This is a genomic window from Thermoflexus sp., from assembly GCF_025055495.1.
Classification (GTDB): domain Bacteria; phylum Chloroflexota; class Anaerolineae; order Thermoflexales; family Thermoflexaceae; genus Thermoflexus.
This window is the reverse complement of sequence record NZ_JANWXB010000284.1, coordinates 1-19904: the sequence shown is the minus strand read 5'-3', so window position 1 is coordinate 19904 and position 19904 is coordinate 1. Positions and strand designations below refer to the sequence as shown.

Annotated in this window: 13 protein-coding genes and 1 other RNA gene; 5 read left to right on the top strand and 9 right to left on the bottom strand. The window is 66.5% G+C overall.

Going from position 1 to position 19904, the window contains the following annotated elements:
• Positions 1–324: 324 nt before the first annotated feature.
• The 9 genes from NZM16_RS09140 to hisS all read right to left on the bottom strand — a co-directional run bounded on the left by NZM16_RS09140 (position 325) and on the right by hisS (position 14419).
• Positions 325–1182, bottom strand: a complete 858-nt coding sequence (locus NZM16_RS09140; RefSeq protein ID WP_295480050.1) for a TIM barrel protein — start codon at positions 1180–1182, stop codon at positions 325–327.
• 74 nt (positions 1183–1256) lie between these two features.
• Positions 1257–3113 (bottom strand): glucosyl-3-phosphoglycerate synthase, encoded by a 1857-nt coding sequence (locus NZM16_RS09135; RefSeq protein WP_295480048.1) that lies wholly within the window; start codon positions 3111–3113, stop codon positions 1257–1259.
• Between the two features lie 515 nt (positions 3114–3628).
• On the bottom strand, positions 3629–4804 hold the full coding sequence (locus NZM16_RS09130; protein WP_295480046.1) for a LexA family transcriptional regulator: 1176 nt from the start codon (positions 4802–4804) through the stop codon (positions 3629–3631).
• Positions 4755–6092: an SPFH domain-containing protein gene (locus NZM16_RS09125; RefSeq protein ID WP_295480044.1), complete on the bottom strand. Its 1338-nt coding sequence runs from the start codon at positions 6090–6092 to the stop codon at positions 4755–4757. The genes NZM16_RS09130 and NZM16_RS09125 overlap by 50 nt, the downstream gene beginning before the upstream one ends.
• A 68-nt stretch (positions 6093–6160) precedes the next feature.
• Complete coding sequence (locus NZM16_RS09120; protein WP_295450941.1) at positions 6161–7333, bottom strand: hypothetical protein; 1173 nt, start codon at positions 7331–7333, stop codon at positions 6161–6163.
• 241 nt (positions 7334–7574) lie between these two features.
• Complete coding sequence (locus NZM16_RS09115) at positions 7575–10274, bottom strand: YfhO family protein (RefSeq protein ID WP_295480042.1); 2700 nt, start codon at positions 10272–10274, stop codon at positions 7575–7577.
• Positions 10275–11096: 822 nt separating this feature from the next.
• Positions 11097–11669 (bottom strand): VTT domain-containing protein, encoded by a 573-nt coding sequence (locus NZM16_RS09110; protein ID WP_295480040.1) that lies wholly within the window; start codon positions 11667–11669, stop codon positions 11097–11099.
• Between the two features lie 52 nt (positions 11670–11721).
• Complete coding sequence (locus NZM16_RS09105; protein ID WP_295450933.1) at positions 11722–13050, bottom strand: nucleotide sugar dehydrogenase; 1329 nt, start codon at positions 13048–13050, stop codon at positions 11722–11724.
• A gap of 43 nt (positions 13051–13093) precedes the next feature.
• Positions 13094–14419, bottom strand: a complete 1326-nt coding sequence (gene hisS, locus NZM16_RS09100; RefSeq protein ID WP_295450930.1) for a histidine--tRNA ligase — start codon at positions 14417–14419, stop codon at positions 13094–13096.
• Positions 14420–14728: 309 nt separating this feature from the next.
• Here hisS and NZM16_RS09095 point away from each other — a divergent pair, with 309 nt between their 5' ends.
• From NZM16_RS09095 to rnpB, 5 genes are all read left to right on the top strand, one after another.
• Positions 14729–14926, top strand: a complete 198-nt coding sequence (locus NZM16_RS09095; RefSeq protein WP_295450928.1) for a MoaD/ThiS family protein — start codon at positions 14729–14731, stop codon at positions 14924–14926.
• 77 nt (positions 14927–15003) lie between these two features.
• On the top strand, positions 15004–15588 hold the full coding sequence (locus NZM16_RS09090) for a glycerol-3-phosphate acyltransferase (protein ID WP_295450925.1): 585 nt from the start codon (positions 15004–15006) through the stop codon (positions 15586–15588).
• A 301-nt stretch (positions 15589–15889) separates the two neighbouring features.
• Positions 15890–16453: a DUF4126 domain-containing protein gene (locus tag NZM16_RS09085; protein ID WP_295450922.1), complete on the top strand. Its 564-nt coding sequence runs from the start codon at positions 15890–15892 to the stop codon at positions 16451–16453.
• A 175-nt stretch (positions 16454–16628) separates the two neighbouring features.
• Positions 16629–19280 (top strand): UPF0182 family protein, encoded by a 2652-nt coding sequence (locus NZM16_RS09080; RefSeq protein WP_295480037.1) that lies wholly within the window; start codon positions 16629–16631, stop codon positions 19278–19280.
• Between the two features lie 266 nt (positions 19281–19546).
• Positions 19547–19904: RNase P RNA component class A (rnpB, locus tag NZM16_RS09075), an RNA gene on the top strand; the annotation flags it as partial.

The following is a 19904-nucleotide window of genomic DNA, read 5'->3' as shown; positions in this document are numbered from 1 at the left end:
GCCTGCCACCCTCGCAAATCAGTTGCCCGCGCTGGTTGGGGGGTATCTAAGCGTTTTCCTTTTGCCGCTAATTTCACCTGTTCATGCTTATTGGGGGGGGGGTTTTTCCGCCCGCCCGCCCCCGCTGGCAGGAAAGACCCGCTCAGGGCCGATTCGGCCCCCGACAGGCTACCTGTCTCCCGAAACCCGGAAGATGTAGAGGATGCGCCGTTCGCCTTCTGTGAAATGGCCTGGAGCCTTGGGCGAGGAAGCTAAGCGCAAGGCAGATAGCGCAGGGGCCGGATGGGGCATCCAGATCGTTCCCTTCCCCGCAGCCTCTCCATTCTATCCCTCCGGCTTTAAAAGCCGCTGGTAAGTCTCCTGTAGCAGCAACGCGTCCTCTTCCAGATTCGGGCTCTCGCAGAGGACCCGGCCCTGGGCGCCGATGTCGATCAAGGCCCGCAGCAGCTCTTCATATCGAAGGTCAGCCTCCCGCAGGTTCAGGTGATGGCGCTCGCCCTTCCGGGTATAGGCGATCCCGGAAACATGCACATGGAGGCTTTGCAGGCCTCGGGGGCCCAATCCCACCGCGACCCGTCGGAGCGCCTCGGTGAATTCCTCGTAGGTGTTAAAAGACCCGTCCCCCGCGCGGGCGTGGAGATGGGCGAAATCGATGCAGGGCAACACTCCGGGGACCTCGCGGGCGAGCTGGATGACCTCGTCCAGAGTGCCGAAGAGGGCGGACTTCCCCATCGTCTCGGGGCGCAGGGTGACCTCCACCCCCTCCTCCCGTAGCTCCTCTACGATCTCCTGCAGGCGCCGGCGCACCGTCTCGTAGGCCCGCTCCGGCCGGGCGCCCTGATAGGCCCCGGGATGGAAGACGATGTCCCGCGCCCCGGCGAGATAGCCCGCCCGCGCGGCGGCCATCAGGCGCTCCCGGCTCGCATGGTAGCCCGCCCGATCTTTCGCGTTCAGGTTGATGAAATAGGGGGCATGGACGCTCAGGGGGATCCCGAACGCCTCCGCCGTCTCCCGAATCTGGCGGCAGGTCTCCTCCGAAACCCGCACGCTCCGCACCCAGGCCAGCTCCAGCGCCCCCAGACCCAGCTCGCGGATCCGCTGGATCCCTCCAATCGTGCCTCCCGGGCGGGGCGGCGTCGACAGCGGATTGCCGACGGTCCCAAAGCGCAAGGCGGCTTCCATAGGGTCCTCCTTCTAAGTATTCATGGTCTTCTGACAGATGCTGGAACCGGCCGCGGGCGGGCCCGGCAGGCCGCTCAGCGCGTCGTCTCCAGCGGCGAGAGCGAAGCGGCAGGGACAGGCTCCCCCCGCCCGAATTTCTCCCGATACTCCGGGATGGTGATCATCGGCGGCCGTTCGACGTCCCCGATCTCCTCCACTTCCAGGTAATACCGGCCCGGCTCGTGGCGGATCAGCTTCATCGACCGGTTGACTTCCTCCAGCAGCTGGATCTTGTGCCGGTCCTCCAGCCGCCGAACCACCACCTGGATGATGGCGAAGGACATCTTGGACAGGGCCTCCAGGTCCTGGTTGCGATGGATCCGCTCCTGGAGGTCTACCTGGGCGATGGACCACAGGCCGAAGCGCTCCAGGATGTCGATCAGCAGGCCGATCTCCACCCCATAGCCGGTGAAGAACGGGACCTGCTCCAGGACCTCCCTTCGGCCCGCATACTCCCCGGAGAGGGGCTGGATCAGCCCGGAGAGCTCCGGGAAGAACAGGTTGATCAGCGGCCGGGCCACCAGCTCGGTGACGCGCCCTCCGCCTCCAGCCTGCAGTTTCTCCCCGACCCGGATGGGCCGCCGGTAGAAGCCCTTCACCAGGCCGATGCGGGGCGAGCGCAGGAGCGGGCCGATCAGCCCGTAGATGAAGCGGGGATGGTAATTGGTGATATCGGTGTCGGTCCAGACGATGAGGTCGCCCCTCAGCACGTAGAGGCTCTTCCACAACGCCTCCCCTTTCCCGCGGTAGGATCCGACCTCAGGGAGGATCTCCGGATGGATATAAACGGGGAACCCCATCGCCTGGGCGATCTCCCGGGTGCGATCGGTCGAGGCGCTGTCGATCACCACGATTTCATCCAGAAGAGGATAGCGCTCCATCAACGTCTCCCGGGCGATGGCAAGGATCGGGCCGATCGTCGCTTCTTCGTTGAGGGTGGGCAGGCCCAGGCTGATGGTCACCCCCTGGGCCCGCTTCAGGGCCGTCAGCTCCTCGAGGTCGCTGAACTCCTCCGCATCGAAGGTGTTTTCCGCAAACCACTTATCGACGAGGACGGAGATCGGGAGCTGAGCGGGCGCTCCCCGCGGCCGCGGCTGCCCGGGGAGGAAGGCCCGTGCCGCCTTCACCAGGATCATCGGCTTCGAGGTTGCCCCGGCCAGGGCGCACGCTAAGGGGCCGAGGGGTTGCGGCCGGTCGCCGCCGGGCCGGGCGGAGGCGCCGATCACGATCCCGTCGTGGTGCGGGAGCGCCTCCAGGACCGCCTGGGCCACCTCGCCGTGGGCGATCATCTGGCGGGTGATGCGGGGGAATTGTCGGGCCAGCGGCCGGAACGCCGCCGCAACCCGCCGGGCCTCTGAGGCCGCGTGAAGCAGGGTCACCTGGCTGTCCCATGCTTCCGCCAGCGCCAAGGCCACTTCCAGCGCCAGCTGGGTGTAAGGGCCACCCCGAACCGGCAACAGGATCCGCTGCCAGGGAGAGCCCACGGGCCCCCGGACCAGCAGGAGGTCGCAAGGGGCTTCCCGGAGCACCCGCGAGAGGGAGGCCCCCAGCACCTGTCCCTCCGGATTCCCATCCCAGGGAAGGAGCATCAGGGCGACACGGTTCGCTTGCAGGAAGTGCAGCACTTCCTCCCAGAGGGTGTGAGAGACGCGGATGCGCGGGCGGACGCGAAGGGGAAGTTCCGGATGCTTCGCCGCCAGGGCCATCAGGCGCTGACGAAGGGCCCGCGCCGCCGCCGTTCCGTGGCTGAGGGAGACCTCTGGGGGAAGGGAAACCAAGCCCAGCAGCGTGATCTCCCCGTTCTCCTGGGGAAGCAACGCTCGGGCCAGCGGAAGCAACGACTCGGCAACCTCCACCTCTTCCACCGGGATCAGAATCGAATCAAACGGCATGTCATCCTCCGTCATTTGTCGCTCTTGCGGGATGGCGCTGATGGACACCGATTGGTCCGCCAGAAGGCTTGCTTCTTCATCTGATGAGCCCTCCAGGGGTATGCCCTCCTCGGATCCGGAGGGCGGCCCGGGAGGGCCGTCGCATCCATGCGCCCTCCAAGAGGAAAGGATCTGGGAGCTACGATGAATTCGACCTATCTGGCTCCACGCGGGGGGATCTCTTCTCCGGTGGTAGGGAAAGCGGCATCGCTATCTTAGCACGCGCTCATGGATCCGGCCAGCGGGAGAGGGGTGGAGGGCTCGATGGAGCGCGTCGTCGAAAGACAGCGCGCCTCGAGGGAGTATTTTGAAGGGGGCGCATGCGGGCGGCGGATCGTGTTCTTGAGGCCTGAAGGGTTTTTCTCACCTCCCCACGACTCAAAGGACTGCGGGGAGCGGGGAGAAGGGGAAGGGGCCATCCCTCCTCTGGGCTGGCTTCCAGGCTTCACCTCCATGGTCGATACCCGGTCAAACCGCTACGCAACCGGCTTCAGGATGGCGAGGACTGGATGCAACTCGTTCAATCCGGGCTCCAGGGGGATCTCCTCGAAACCGGGGTTTTCCGAGCATAACCACCAGCGGCCGTCCCGGCGGGTCAGCCGCTTGATCAGGAAGGCCTGGTGAGCCTCGGTTTGATACCGCTCCAGGAGCACCGCCAGCACCAGTCGCCCCTCCAGCGAAACCCAAAACGAGGGATCGCGGGCTTCCATGCCTGGAACGCGTTCCGCCAGGATCAGGTCGCCGGATTCGATCCCGGCGTTCTGCATGCTGTGGCCTTCCACGCGGAGCAGCAGCGTCTCTTTTAAGCGAACATGAACGATGGGCTCCATGTCCTTTTCCACATAAGGCTGATAGATTTGATCGCCCACTTTCAGCGTCTCAATGAGCACCTCCATCTCATCGAACAGGCGTCCAGCGGTCTGGGGATCCAGGAACTGCAGATCGCCAGCTTGGGGGTGGGTGTCCGGCAACAAGGTTAACGAACCCAGGAAGAGCTTCGCGGGCCGGAGCGGCCACCCGGGAGCTGGGATGGGCCTTTCCGGAGGTGTGGCGGCGTCGGAGGCGGGCGCAGAGGGCTCGGGCGCAGGCTCCGGGGCCTCATGAGCCTTTGAGGTCTCCTCCGGAGAGGCATAGAGGGGGCCGTGCAGGATCTCGCGAATGAGCTGCTGGGCTTGTCGAGCGGCCTCTTGCAGCTCCGGATGGGGCCTCCCCTGGAGCCTGGCGACGCGGCTCAGATCCTTCAGGATGCGCTCCGCGCGCTGAGCCATCTCCAGGGCCCACGCCGGATGATGGGATCGAAGCCATCGCGCCCCGAGCAACGCGACCAGGGCCTCCGGGAGCGCCAGCCCATGGAAGCGAAGGGCCCGACAGGCATCCGCGAGCTGTCGCTGGGCCGCAGGAGACGAAAACCACGGCTCCTCCCGGTCCAGCGCCATCAGGACGATCCGTGCCCCCAATTGGCAACGAACGATCTCCCCAGACCGAACGGGATCGTCGCTGGGGATGTCGCTCAACAATTTGCAAAGACGGCGAAGCTCCTTGGGGTCCAGCGGGTTTTGGCCCAACAGGTCGCCCAGGCGTCTCAGGCCCGGATGATCATCCTCATTCAGAGCCCGGATCAGTTGGGAAAGGAGGTGGAGATCTTCGCTCATCGCTCCCTCCTTCCAAAGGGACGCGTCGTGCCATGCGCTGAAGGCGGTAGAACAGCTCGAGCAGATCCGTCGGGGTCCATCCCTCGGCATTGGGATGTGCCCAGTGCCGCATCAGTTCCACCAGCCGCAGCACCAGCCGTTGCAACCCCCGCTGGGGATCCGCCAGTGGCCGTTCCTGCTGAACCACAGCGGCGATCGCCTCGAGGAGCTCCCGTTGTCCCATCGCCCGGGCCAGCTCCCGCTGGCGCAGCTCCTCTCGTATCGCGCGGGACTGCAGATGCACAGCCCATCCTCGCCAGGGAACCCGCCAGTGCTCCAGCCAGGCCTCCCGGATCAGAGGTTCCACCTCCGGCCAGGGGGCCGGCGGATCGAAAGCGAAATGGAGGATCTCCACGCTCCAGTCGCGGTGACGAATCAGCGATTCCAATTCTGCGCGAACCTCCGCGCGGATCGCTTCCCAGCGTGCCGGGATCGGCGCGTCCTCAGGCGGGCGTTCAGGGATCTCCCATTGCTCCGGAAGGTGCTCAGCGGGAGAGGATTCCCCGACCAGTCGAGGCGCGGAGTGGAGGGGAGCATGGGCCGGGTAGGGGGACCACAGCTCATCGAACCAGAGCCCTCCCAGGCGGCGGGCCAGCAGCGCGCGGCCCTCATCGGCCAGAGCGCCCGCCCAATCCACGCCATATCCCTTTTCCCTGGTTCCTGTGTCGAGCTGGTATGCCATCCGGATCAGGCGGGGCTCATCCTCCGGTCGCCAGCGTAAGCGGCAGCTCAAATACAGCGTGGTCTGAACGGGCAGCCCATCGCGGGTCCAGGCGTTCAACCGTCGCCGGCGGGATTGAGGGCGAAGATCCAGGACCAGGGCCGGCCGTTCAAAGGGGCGGAGGAGATGCCGGCCTGGACCGATGAGGCGGGAGAAAGCCCCTCCCCGCTCCAGCAGGACCAGGTTGCTCTCATGCACCCTCAGCGCTCCGGGCCCGCCTACCCGTGCCAGAACCGAAGTTCGGGTGGCCGGCGTCAGATCGCCATCCCGGACTTCACCGGTCGGATGTTCGTGCTCGGGTCGGAACAGCACGCGAAGGATGAAATCGATGGCCGAGGGCCGCGGGATCCGGTAAAGGCGCTCGACGAACGCCGCGGCATGGAGGGTGAAGAAGATCAGCAGCATCACTTCCGTTCCCAACCCCAGCAGACACCCCAGAGCGAGGTCCCAGGGCGATGAGGAGGCGCGCCATGCCACCAGGAGTGCGGATGGGAGAACGAAACAGAGGGCGCTGATCGCCAGGAACATTGAGATCCGGGCGATTGTGCGGAATATCGGGCCCGCGGCCCTTGGCAAGCCTAGCGGGGTGCCAGGTCTCACTTCCCGTTGAGCGGCTCGCCGCGTAGATAGCGCCACAGTTGCTGTAGTTCCTCCGGAAGGGTCAGACCGCTCTGGCGAACTGTGGAATCCAGGGTTTCCAGAAAGTGCAGGAGGATGACTTCCGGCGACAGGCCCTGGTCGGTTGCCAGCACCTCGCTGATCGCCTGCAACATCTCCATCTGGGAGGCATAGCGAGCGCGCGCGTATTCCATCAGCATCTCCGATTCCGCCAGGCCAATCCACCGGGCCAGACGGGAGGCCCACTGGCTGCGCCAGACCTCCACCCGCTGGCTTCTGGCTTCCTCGGGCACTTCGCTCAGGGTCACCCGCAAGCGATCCAGCCGCATCCCCAGCCCGTGCAGATCCCGGCTAAGGGCGAGTCGGATTTCCTCCGACAGCCGGGCCAGTGGTGCCACGGGAGACCTTCCCTCTCTCTCCGGTTGGGCGAAGAGAAAGAGTTGATCGAACAGCAGGTTCCCGATCCGAATGGAGAGTTCCCCCCGTGCGATCTCATACGGGACCTCGAACCAGTGGAGGACGCGATCCTCGTCCACCCGAGCCGCCCGCAGGGCCTGAAGGATGGACCAGCCCATGGCCTGCGGCGGGAAGAAGTAGGGGGAGCGACCCGAGAAAGTGGGGGGGATGTTTTGCGGAAGGAAGGCCGTCGCCGTTCGCATCTCCAGTCCCAGGGATATCCCATCCTGCGTGCGAATTCGCAGGGTGGAGGGGCCACCTTGAGGGAACTGCTGGGGGCGAAGATCCACGAAGGCGGCTACCTGTTCGCCAGCTTCTACTCGAGCCAACCCGGGCCCGGCGACGCGAACGAGCCGGATACCGGTTTGTTCAACGGCCACCGCGCTCCGGGCATCCAGCAGCCAGAGCCCAGGGCCCTCGCGGGGTTCTGAGGGGTGTCGCGGCTGGCCCGCATCGACGGCCCCCAGGGAGCGCAGCGTGTCCATCAGAAAGTTTGCAAAGGCCCAGCGCAGATGTCCTCGCTCACGCCCGGCAGCGGGGGCCAACAAGGGGAAGAAAAGCTCGAACAAGAGGAAGCCATACAATCCCATCAACGCGAGCCAGAATCCGACGATCGGCCACGGCGCCTTCAGGATCGACCGCCATCCGAGCACGCTCAGAACGAGGACAGCGATCAGGGCAACCCATAATCCCACCCGCCATCTTCTTGCAGATCCCATGGGCGCAGCTCCCCGATTTCGGGAAAACAGAGACCCATCCTCGATGGCCGGTCTGTTATCGTCCTCTTATTATACAGGAGTTGCGCGGTTTGTTTCCCTAAGAGCGGGCTTTTCGTGCGGAAGACAGGCGCTTGGCGCTGTCCCAAACCCCCGCGGTCCAGAGGCTTGAGGGAGATCGAGCGCCTCTTCGGGGGAAGCGAACGGTCTAGGTCTGTCATTATTCATGAGCTTGACGCGGAACCTTCCCCCTGGCGCGGCGCCAGCCCCAGATCCATACCCCACTGAACAGGCTAAGGGCGGTGAGGCCGATCCCCACCCCCCATCCCGCCGGCTGGTATTCCCAGCGGACTCGATGAACTCCCCCGGGGACGGCGATCGCCTGGAACAGCCCGTTGGCCCGCCGGACTGGGACCGCCTGGCCATCCACCGTCGCCCGCCACCCGGGATCGAAGGACTCCATCAGCACCAGCCACCCGGGTCCCTCCAGGCGAACCTCCGCCTCGCGGACCTCCGGGGTGAAGCGAAGCCATTGGATCTTCACAGCGCACGGGCGCGGGGGTTCCTCCGCTCGGTCGGTTTCCCCCTCGATCACCACTATCCTCGAGGGATCGAACGCGGGATCCGCCAGACGATCCATCGCCTCCGCCTCGCCCCGGGCGGAGAGGACCTGGCAGACCCCATACAGGCGCGGAAGGGCCTTCCGGAACTCGTAGATCTTGACGTCCCCGGCATACCGCCGGGCGAAGGCGCCGCCCGGGCTCAGGACCAGCGCCTGAAAGGCCCCGGTCCGCTCGTCCACCAGCGCCCCGCCCTCCACCCGCCAGCCGCCCTCTGCGCATGCCGGAGAGGCCGGACGCAGGCGCACGCCGGTGATCTGCTTCGGCATCCCCCAGCGAACGCGAACCGGGGTGTTGCGCTCTCCCATCGCTACCGAAAGTTCGAGGCGATCCCCCTCCGAGGTCTGTAGCTCCGCGACCCCCAGCTTCGTCCCCGGTGGAAGGGACGAGGTCACGAGCAGCCGTAGCTCGGTGGCTTCCAGCGGGGGAAAGGGGCCGGCCTCCACCGGCTCCGCCCCACAGGCGTCGGCGGCGATGCCGCGGTCGTAGAACACGCCGTCGATCCATTCATCCCGCAGGCGATCCGTTACGATCCAGCGCACGCCCAGAAGTTGCAGCCAGCGGGCCTCGGGGAGGCCCGGCAGCGTCTCCCACAGCCGCCCGTCCCGCAGCAGGCGGTCTGTAGGGACGAAGCGACGGGCCAGCTCGATATACCGCCGCAGCGGCAGCACCCCGCCGTCATAGCCGTCCACCGTCGGCAGGCCCCGTGCCATCGGCAGGTTGGCGACCAGAGCCTCTTTGTATTTGGTGGCGACCAGGAACTCCTCAAAGGCCTCCGGCGAAAGCTGTCCCCCAAAGACGCTCCGCCACTCACCCAGATCGCCCGGGTCGAAGCGCAGGTCGACCACGCTCAGGATCCGCCCGGCCTCTGGGCCCGCCTTGCGCTGGAGGTCGCGCAGCACGAGGGCGGGGAGCCGGGGATCCGACCACGCCTCCGGGGGAAGAAGGCGGTTGACGGGAAGACCCCACGCGGCTCCCATCAGCTCCGCCAGCCACAGCCCGGCCCAGACCGCGCGGGACGGGCGTCGCCAGGCCAGCAGACCGCCCGCGATCAGGGCGACGACCCAGAGCCCCACAGCGGCGGGCTTCACCGGCCCGAGGGAGCCGGTCATCCCCGGCGGCTGGATGGGGGAGGCCGCGAGAGCCAGGCCCATCAGCGCCAGGCTCCCGAGGGCCCAGAGGGCGAGCCGCCGGGGCCCCAGCCGGGCCAGCCCCCGATCGAACCCCGCCCCGATCCCCAGGGCGGCCCCGAAGGCCCAGAGGGCCAGCCAGCGGGCGGGAACCCGGAAGGCGCGCAGCGGGGGGAACAGCTCCAACAGGAGCGGGTAGATCGGGTTGTAGGCGCCCAGGGCGAGCAGCAGCCCCGCCCCCGCAATCACCGCCCACCGCCGGTCGGTCTGGCGGATTCCTGCGGCCAGGGCCAGCAGGCCCAGGACCCCGACGTAGGCGGTGAATTCGGTAAAGGCCGGCGCTTCCCGGCCGGGGAGGAGCGAGCGGCCGAGCAGGACTGGTGAGAGGGAAAACGAGAGCGCCTCGTTCAGGGGGAGGCCCCCCGCCCGGATGGAGGCCTGGGCCAGCAGAAGGCTGGGGACCCACTGGAAGGCGCTGAGGCCCAGGGCCAGGGCCCCGCCCAGCGCACCGGGGCTCCACGCCCGGATCCATCCCGAAAGGCGGCGACGCTCATCCCCGGAAGGTGCGAGGAGGATCAGCAGCGCCGCCCAGGAGAGCACGACGGTCTGGGCGTGACCACAGAGGATCTGCATGGCCCCGGCGAGGCCTAGGCGGACCGGGCGACGGGCCGCCCAGGCCCACGCCATCCACGGCAGCCAGGCCAGGGCCTGGAACTGGTTGATATGCTCGGCCTGGGCCAGGAAGTAGCCGCCCGCGGCGTAGGCGACCGCCGCAGCGGTTGCCCCAGCGGTCCGATACCTTAGCCAGCGGGCCAGCCCGAACATCCCCCCCGCGGCCCAGAGGGCGTGCATGAGGATAGATAGCTTGAGCGCGAGGGGAACCGGCAGCCACGAGAGCGCCCGGTTGGGCGGGTAGAAGAAGCCCACTTGGGGGTTAGCGAGGAAGGGGATGCCCGTGAAGAGGTCGGGGTTCCAGAAGGGGAGCCGCCCCTCGCGGGTGGCCCGCGCCGCCGCCTCCCAGTAGGGGTAGAAATACAGGGCCACGTCCCCTCGCATCAGGAGGTTAGGGGACGCGAGCAGAGGCAGCAGGGCCAGCGCTACTGCCCCCAGGGCCAGCAGGAGGGGAGCGGCCCGAATCGCCGACATGCGCAACCCGCGCACGATGCCCATTCCGGGAGCTCCAGGGCGAAGGATGGTGGCCAGGCGGCTCCTTCGGCCGGGTGCCGCTCGGAGAGTGGTCTTCGGAATGCCCGGATCTTCGGTTGAATAACGCAGCACCGGCCCTCTCGCGTTCGCCAAAGGGCGCATCGTATCCATCATACGCGGGTTCTGGAAAGGCTGCTGACCAGGGGAACACGACCTGCCCCGGAGTGATGCAGGCGGGTCCACATGGTCGGGTCTCCCTGCAGGTCTCTCCTATAGAGGCGGACCGGGAAATCTGTGGGAGCGTCCTTGGAGCATGATCTTCAACGCCTGGCGCAAGGTTCCGCGAATCCCGATGGAGGCCGAAAACCCGAGGGGATTCGCGGAAAACGGCCTTCAAGGGGCAGGGGGTGCCCCCAGATCTGGCGGCCTTTGAGGATCCGTTGGCAGATCGGGCGGTGCCGGAGGGGAGCATCGAGCGCAAGTTGCGCGAATCCTGGATGGCCGGCGGAAGCGGGGGGGATTCGCGGTCTTCCCGGAAGATCCGGAAAAAGGCTTGACAAATCGAGCGGATGATGCTTCAATATGAGCCCGCACCGACAAAAGCGTGGACAAAGCGCCGAGGAGAGACCGAAGTCAGAACCGGATCCGGAACAGAGGCTCCGCCGCTCTTTCAGTGCCTGAGACCCGTTTTAGGGGATTGCGAGTCGCGTAGCGACGTAGGGGCGACCGGCCGGTCGCCCCTACTTGAGACTGTTTTGGGGGGTTGCAACCGATGCGGGTAATGCAGTAGTTGGCCTGCCTCATCCCCAGACTCTGGGAAACGCCCGCTTTGGAGCAGCTCCGCCCTCACATCCCCCCAAACCACCGCTGCAGCAGTTCCAGGCCGTAAAACCCCGCCCAGGCCGCGATCAGGTTCTTGAGGATCTTCCCCGCCGCGCACGGCAGCAGGAACAGCAGCAGCGGCATCCGCGTGGAGCCCGCGATGATCCCCGCCACGTCGAACACCGGGTTCGGGATCAGGGCGAGGACGAAGATCACCCATGGGCCGAAGCGGCGCATCCACCGGACCAGTTGCGCATACCGCGGCAGGTTGTCGACGATGGTCTGGCCGCCGTAGCCCGCCAGATACCCGCTCAGTTCCCCCACCGCCTGCCCCAGCCCGGCCACCACCCCTACGATCCAGGGGTTGAACACCCCCCCGGCCAGGGTGGTCACCGCCAGGCCCGGCAGCGGCAGGATCAGCGTCGCGTTGGTCAGGGCGCTGATCAGGAAGATGGCCGGATAGCCGAAGCGCGCCCACTCCGAAAAGCGATCCCGGTAGCGCAGCGAGAACCACACTGCCCCCACCAGGATGACCACCACGGCGACCCGCGCCATCCACAGCCGCCCCCTCGGAACCGCCGTCGTCTGAGTTTCCACCGATCCCTCCCGTTGTCGTTGTAATCGCATCCGTCTTCCGGGCAGGGCGTTTCTACTCCGGGAAAGGGGCCATCGGGGCCCCGAGGCGGACCACAATGGCGGAGCAGCGGGGAAGGCCGGCGGTGGCGTTGCACGTGTCCACCACCAGCCGCGCCGTCTCCACCACTTTCCCGTAGTCCACCGCCCGGTGCCCGGTCACGATCACCACCACGTCCGCCCACCGCAGCCATCCCTCCTCCAGCGGCACCGACGCCAGCTCCCGTTCCTCCCGCCGGAAGGCGTCCCCCCCCACCCGGAACCGCGGCACGTAGGGATCGTGATAGGCCACCTCCGCCCCGCGCATCAGCAGCAGCTCGATGATCCGTCCCGCCGGGCTGTTGCGCGGGTCGTCCGTCTCCCGCTTGTAGGCCACCCCCAGCACGAACGCCCGGGCCCCGCGAAGGCCCTTCCCCGCATATCGATCCAGCGCCTCCGCCGTCCTGTGCACCACGTGGAAGGGCATCGCCTGGTTCACCTCCGCCGCCAGCTCGATGAACTTCGTGTAGAAGTCGTATTCCCGGGCCTTCCACGAGAGATAGTAGGGGTCCACCGGGATGCAGTGCCCACCCACCCCTGGTCCCGGATAGAAAGCCATAAAGCCGAAGGGTTTGGTCTTCGCCGCCTCGATCACCTCCCAGATGTTGATCCCCATCCGCTCACACAGCAGCGCCAGCTCGTTCACCAGGGCGATGTTCACGCTCCGGAAGATGTTCTCTAAGAGCTTGCTCATCTCCGCCACCCGCGGCGACGACACCGGATGCACCGGCGCCCCCAGCCGGCTCAGCAGCGCCGCCGCCCGCGCCGTGCTCCGGGGCGTCACTCCTCCCACCACCTTCGGCGTGTTCCGCACCGTCCACTCCCGGTTCCCCGGATCGATCCGTTCCGGCGAGAAGGCCAGGTCGAAGTCCTCCCCCGCCCGCAGCCCGCTCCGCTCCAGGATCGGCCGCACCACCTCCTCGGTGGTCCCCGGATAGGTGGTGCTCTGCAGGATCACCAGGTGCCCCTGCCGCAGATAGGGCACGATCCCCTCCGCCGCCGCCTTCACATACGAGAGATCCGGCGCCCGCATCGCGTCGTAGGGCGTGGGCACGCAGATGAACATCGCCTCCACTTCGGCCAGGGCAGCATACGTCGGGGTGGCCCGGAACCGCCCGCTGGCCAGGGCCGCCCGCAGCGCCTCCTCGGGCACGTCCCGGATCGGGCTGCGCCCTGCCATCAGCGCCGCCACCTTTCCCTCGTCCACATCCACCCCGATCACCTCGCACCCGGCCTCAGCGAAGGCCAGGGCCAGCGGCAGCCCCACATATCCCAGCCCGATCACCCCCACCCGATCATCCGCCATCGCGCCCCTCTCCTCATCCTGCTCTTCGTGTCCTTCGTGGTTTTCAAGCCCGTTCCAGGGCGCTTCGAAGCCATCGGACGGCCTCCTCCGGTGGCAGCGTTCGCTGCTCCCCGCTGTCCATCGCCCGCACCGTCACCATCCCCTGCGCCTCCTCATCCGGCCCCACGATCGCCACGAAAGGGATCCCTTTCTGGTGGGCATAGCGCAACTGGACTTCCAGGCGACGGGGCTCGAAGTAGAGCATCGTGGCCAGCCCCGCCTTCCGGAAGGCCCGGGCGAGGGCGATGGACGCCCCCATCCGGGGCTCGTCGAACACCGTCACCAGCACCTGGGTCGGCGTGCGGGGCAGGTCCGGCGGGGCCATCCCCAGCTCCTGGATCACGTCGATGATCCGCTCGATCCCGAAGCTGGTGCCGGTCATCGGCACGCTCTGCTTGGCGAACAGCCCGACCAGGCCGTCGTAACGCCCGCCGCCGGTGATGGAGCCGATCTTCGGCTCCGTGACCACGGTCTCGAAGATGGGGCCGGTGTAGTATTCCAGACCCCGCACCATCGTGAACGAGATCCGGTAGCGCTCAGGAGCCACGCCCATCGCCTCCACGAACCGCAACAGCGCCCGGAGTTCTTCCACTCCCTCCAGTCCTTCGGGGATCTCCGCCGCCTGCATCCGCCGGGCCAGCTCCTCCAGGACCATGGCGCCGTCCCCCTCGACCCGCAGCAGCTCCAGCATGCGCTCGATGACCTCCTCCGGGATCCCATACCGGTGCATCTCCTCTCGGACTCCCTCCAGGCCCAGGCGGTCGAACTTGTCGATGGCCCGATACAGGCTGCCCAGCAGCGGCTCGGGGACCCCTGAGTAGCGCCCGAGGCCGGTCAGCAGCTTGCGGTCGTTGATCAAGATCACGAAGTCCCGGAACCCCAAGCGGGTGAGGGCCTCGTCGATCAGGGCGATGATCTCGGCGTCGGCGGCCACGGAGGCCACGCCCACAATATCCGCGTCGCACTGGTAGAACTCCCGGTAACGGCCTTTCTGCGGCCGTTCCGCCCGCCACACTGGCGCGATCTGATACCGCTTGAACGGGCGGGGAAGGTTCGGATACATCGCCACCACCCGGGCGAGGGGGACGGAGAGATCATACCGCAGGCTGAGCTCTTCCTTTCCCTCCCGATGACGGGCGTCGTAGATCAGCTTCTCAGCGTCCGGCCCGTATTTGCCCATCAGCGTCTCCCGCAGCTCCAGGGCCGGGGTCTGGAGGGGCTCGAAGCCGTAGGCCTCGAAAACCTCCTCGAAGACGCGGATCACATACCGGCGCAGCATCATCTGGTCCGGAAGGATGTCCCGCATCCCGCGGGGCAGGCGAGGCTCCATCTGAACTCCTCTTCGCCATGGGGATTTTCGGATTCCATCTCATTATAATGATGTTGGGGAGGAGAGCGGAGGCCATGGATCTCCGCTCCACGGTTCATCGCGGACGTCATGGGCAGCTTCCGGCGGCGCCCCGGCATCCAAAATCCCGGGGGAGCTCGGAAGTTGCACGTGGCATCGCTGGAATGTGCGGATGGACCGGGCGCCTGAGGCACGAGGCTTCGCTCTCAGGGCCTTCCGGAAGAACTCAAAGCTCAATGATGCAACTCCTGGCTATCACGGATCAGGAAGGACGCTTTTATGGGAGGAGAGATGGTTCGCCTGATCTACCGTCATCAGGTCTTCGAAGTGCCGGCTGGCCTGACCGTCCGGGAGGCCATGAAACAGGTGGGCCTGAACCCGGAGATCACGCTGGCCGTGCGGGATGGAAAACTGCTCCACGAAAACACGATCCTGCAGGAAGGCGACGAGGTCAAGCTGATCGCCGTGATCTCAGGGGGCGCGGTCTGAAGAAGCCCTCGTCGACCGGAACGGCCCCGCCCCACCTCGCCGCTGTCCGTTTGCCGCCCGCTTCATGGGAGGGAACCATGCTGACGGTCTTATTCACGGCTTATTTGCTCGGATCCATTCCAACGGCCTATCTGGTGGCGAAGCAGGTGGCCGGGCTGGACATCCGGACGGTGGGCGATGGGAATCCGGGGGCCCGCAACGTGTGGCTCCATCTGGGCTGGCGATGGGGGGTTCTGGTGGCGATCCTGGACATCCTGAAGGGCTACGCGGCGGTGCGCTGGGCCCAGGCGATGGGCTTCGCCGAGCCGTATGCGTTTTTAGCCGGCATGGTTGCCGTGCTGGGCCATGACACCTCGCCGTTTCTTCGGTTCCGCGGCGGCCAGGGGATGGCCACGACCATCGGGGTAATGCTGGCCCTGATGCCGTGGGAGACCCTGTTCGCGATCGCGGTCTTCCTGCTGGCCTACCGCCTGACTCATCACTGGGATGGGAGCCTTTTCGCGGGGATGATCTGGCTGCCGCTGCTGCCCCTTCTCCTAGGCCGTGATCTGCGCTACGTTCTCTACCCGGTCGCCCTGTTGCCCACCGTCGGCATCAAGAAGCTCATCGATCAGATCCGGCGATCAGGCCACGGTATCCGCGCTCTCCGGCTTCGCCGATAGTCCAGATCACTGGCTTTCGGTGGGACTTTTGAGGGTGGGCGAGGCGGCCGAAGGCATCCCCGTCCGCTCTCTCTTCTCCCTCCCCTCTCTTCCAAGGCGGGAGAGGGAAAGGGAGACCCATCCTTGGGGATGGCGAGCGACCAGAAGTCATCCTCGAGTTATTTTCTGTTTTTGGGGGCGAGGTCATCGAAGGCAGCCCCATTCGCCAGATCCATCAATCCTTCTCCTCGAGATCTCAGGGGCTTCGAAGAGAGACAGACATCCGTTTGAGATAATGCAATGAAGGAGAAACCGCGTGGAGATGATCGGAACGATCCTATCCGCCTTTGGGCTGGCGGCGGCTGCGGGTCTGAACGCCTACATCCCGTTACTGGTGGTCGCCCTGCTGGCCCGCTTCACCGATTGGCTCCGCCTGGCGCCGCCCTACGACACGCTGACCCATCCGGCCCTCATCGGCCTGTTGATCCTGCTTGCACTCATCGAGTTCTTCGCCGATAAGATCCCCGCCGTCGACGCGGTCAACGATGGGCTTCAGACCTTTGTCCGGCCGGCCGCAGGGGCCATCCTGTTCGGGGCTCAGACCGGCGCCATCGAGGAGATCCATCCGGTCCTGGCGATGGCCTGTGGCCTGCTGGTCGCCGGCGGGGTTCACGGCCTGAAGGCCGTGCTGCGTCGGGGGATCCAAGCGACGGCGCCGCCCCTGGCACCGATCACCACGCCGATGGTCAGCGCGCTCGAGGACCTGGCCTCGCTGGCCCTCACCCTGATCGCCATCTTGGCCGCCTGGGTCCTCCTGGTCCTGGTGGCGCTCCTCGGGATCTGGGGATGGCGACGGGTTCGAAGGGCCCGAATGGGATCGGTGTAGGGGCGGCCCCCTGGGGTTGCTCCAATGGGGGCAGACACAGGGGCCTGCCCAGGAGGCAGACACAGGGGTCTGCCCCTACGAGAGGCGCGATGCGCTGGATCGTTTGGTGTAGGGGCAACCCCCCGTGGTCGCGCGATGGGGGCAGCCCCTCTCATTTCCCAACCCGGAGGCCTGGATGACCTGGCGACGACGCGGCGGCTTTGAGCGGACGGTGGAGATTGACCTGCGGCGGTTCCCCTGGGAACGGTGGTTGCGATGGGCGCTCTTGCTGTTCGGCCTGTGGGCCGCCTTGTGGTTTCTCCCCGGGCGCCTGTTGAGCCTGTGGGTGGCCTGGGAATGGTTCCGGGACCTGGGGTATGAGGCCGTCCTCTGGACCCAGTGGCGGGCCCGAGCGCTCCTCTTCCTGGTGGGATGGGCGGTCGCCGCTCTGTTCCTCGGCCTGAACGCATGGCTAGCCGCGCGCGTTGCAGGCCGTTCCCCGCGGCTCTGGCTGGGCCTCGCCCTGGCGGCAGGGTTCTTCTTCGGCCTCATCCTCCAGGGGCAATGGGAAACAGCCCTTCTGGCCCTAAATGCGGAACCCTTCGGCGTAGCCGATCCCATCTTCGGCATCGACATCGGCTGGTATGTGTTCCAGTGGCCGCTCTGGATCTTCCTGCAGGAGATCGCCCAGTGGGGGCTCATCCCCTTCGCTGCCCTCTTCCCCCTGCTCCTGCCGGTGCCCCGCGGATGGCGCTGGGCGCATCTCTCGGTCCTGGCGGCCCTTTTTTTCCTGTTGATGGCCGCTGGCTATCGCTTCGATGCCTACCGCTTGCTCTACGTGGAGCGGCCCGTCGCCTTCGGGGCCGGCTACGCGGAGATCCATGCCCGGCTGCCGGTGCTGAACCTGCTCACCGCCCTGATGGTGCTTCTGGCGGTTGCGTTGTTGCTAAACCTGTGGCTTCGGCGGCCGGCGTTGCTCGCTGTCGGCTTCGGGGGATGGCTCGTCCTGGCCTTCATCGGCCTCGAGGTCTATCCGGGCCTGATCCAGAGCCTCGTGGTGCGCCCCAATGAGCTGGAGCGCGAGCGCCCTTACATTGCCCACAGCATCGCCTTCACCCGGCGGGCATATGGACTGGATCGTTTCGAGGAGCAGGCGTTCGCGCCGCGGGAGGCTCCCACCCCGGAGGAGATCCGGGCGAGCGCGGAGATCCTGGATGGGATCCGCCTCTGGGATTATCGCCCGCTGCTTCAGACCCTCCAGCAGATCCAGAGCATCCGCCCCTACTATGTGTTTGCAGATGTGGACGTGGACCGCTATCGCATCAATGGAGCCTACCGGCAGGTCATGTTAAGCGTCCGGGAGCTGAACCTGGAGGCGCTGCCCCCGCCGGCCCGCACCTGGATCAACCGCCATCTGGTCTTCACCCATGGCTACGGAGCGGTCGTCGTCCCGGTCCGCTCCTTCACCCCCGAAGGTCTCCCGGAGTTCCTGCTGAAGGATATCCCGCCGACAGGTGCCCTTTCCCTGACCCGGCCCCAGATCTACTTCGGGGAACAGACCACGGATTTCGCACTGGTCAACACGGCGGTTCCGGAGTTCGATTACCCGCGGGGCGAGGAGAACGTCACCACCACCTATCAAGGCCGGACAGGGATCCGGTTGGGAGGATTGCTGCGGCGGGCCCTCTTCGCTCTGTATTTCGGCGACCCCAACCTGTTGTTGAGCGGGGCCCTTTATCCGGAAAGCCGCATCCTGTTCTGGCGGGACATCCGGACCCGGTTGCGCACGCTGGCGCCTTTCCTGCGGTTCGATCCGGATCCCTATGCGGTGATCCTGGACGGGCGCATCGTGTGGGTGGCCGATGCGTATACGTGGACCGATCGCTATCCCTACAGCCAGCCCCATGAGGGCCTGAACTATATCCGGAACAGCGTGAAGGCGGTGGTCGACGCTTATGACGGGACGGTCATCTTTTACGCGGTCGAGGACGAGCCCCTGATTCGAGCGTGGCGGCGGGTGTTTCCCGCGCTCTGGCGAAATTTCGACGAGATGCCGGAGGGGCTTCGAACCCATCTCCGCTATCCCGAAGGCCTCTTCCGCATCCAGGCGGAGATCCTTCGGACCTATCACGTGCAGGATCCCCGGACGTTCTATAACAAGGAGGATGTGTGGGCGATCCCGTTGGAGATCTTCGCCGATGAGCCCCAGGCGATGGAACCCTATTACGTGCAAACCCGGGTGGATCCCGGCGGACCGGTGGAGTTCGTCCTGATCCTCCCTTTCACCCCCGCCGGTCGCCAGAATATGATCGCCTGGATGGCGGCCCGCTCGGATCCTCCGAGGTATGGGGAGGTGGTGCTGTATCAGTTAACCAAAGAGCGCCTGATCTTTGGCCCGCAGCAGATCGAGGCCCGGATCGATCAGGAGCCGACGATCTCCGCCCAGCTCACCCTGTGGAGTCAGCGGGGAAGCCGGGTCATCCGGGGGAACCTGCTGGTGATCCCGATCGGTGAAGCGTTTCTGTATGTGGAGCCGCTCTACCTGCTGGCGGAGCAGAGCCAGATCCCAGAGCTGAAGCAGGTCATCGTGGCCACTGAGCAGCGGGTGGCGATGGCCCCGACGCTGGAACAGGCCCTGGCCCAGGCGATCGGCGTGTCCATCGCCAGCCCGACGACCTCGACGGCCTCGCCTGGTGAAGAAATCGCGGCGCTTATCCGGCGGGCTTACGTCCACTACCAGCGGGCCCAGGAGGCGATCCGCCGGGGGGACTGGGCCGCTTACGGTGCGGAGATCGAAGCCCTGGGCCAGGTTCTCCAGACCTTGCAGGAGGCTGTGGAGCAGCGTTAGGGGAGAAATGGTCTGAAGGACGGGCCAGGGGCCTTCGGCGCCCGGCCCGCTCACCAAATGAAAAACGCTGTGTGCAACTTCCAAGCTCCCCCGCGGTTTTGGGGCTGGGCGGGAGGGCCGAAGGCCCCCTGCATCGCCCTGAAAGGGGAAGGGCCAAGGCCTTCTGGACGGGCTTCGGTCCCTCAAATCCCCAGTTGACAACTGGACAAAGCAACGGGCGGTGAAGCACCGTCCGGAATTTGCGATAAAATAAGATCAGGGCTGTGCCAGAAGGCCGGGCGGTCGCGGGCTGGGGAAACCCGGCCTGAGGAAAGTCCGGGCTCCAGCGGGGCAGGGTGCCGGGTAACACCCGGACGGGGCGACCCGTGGACAGGGCCACAGAAAACAGACCGCCGATCCGCCCGGGTCCTTCCCGGGGTCCAGGAGGCAAGGGTGAAAGGTGGGGTAAGAGCCCACCGGCCGGGCGGCAACGCTCCGGCGCATGGCAACCCCCACCCGGAGCAAGGCCAAGCAGCGGGCGCGGCGCCTGTCGGGGCGCCGGGGCGGCCCCGCGCCTAATGCCCGCGGGTAGGCCGCTTGAGGCGGCGGGCAACCGTCGCCCCAGAGAGATGACCGCCACCCCGC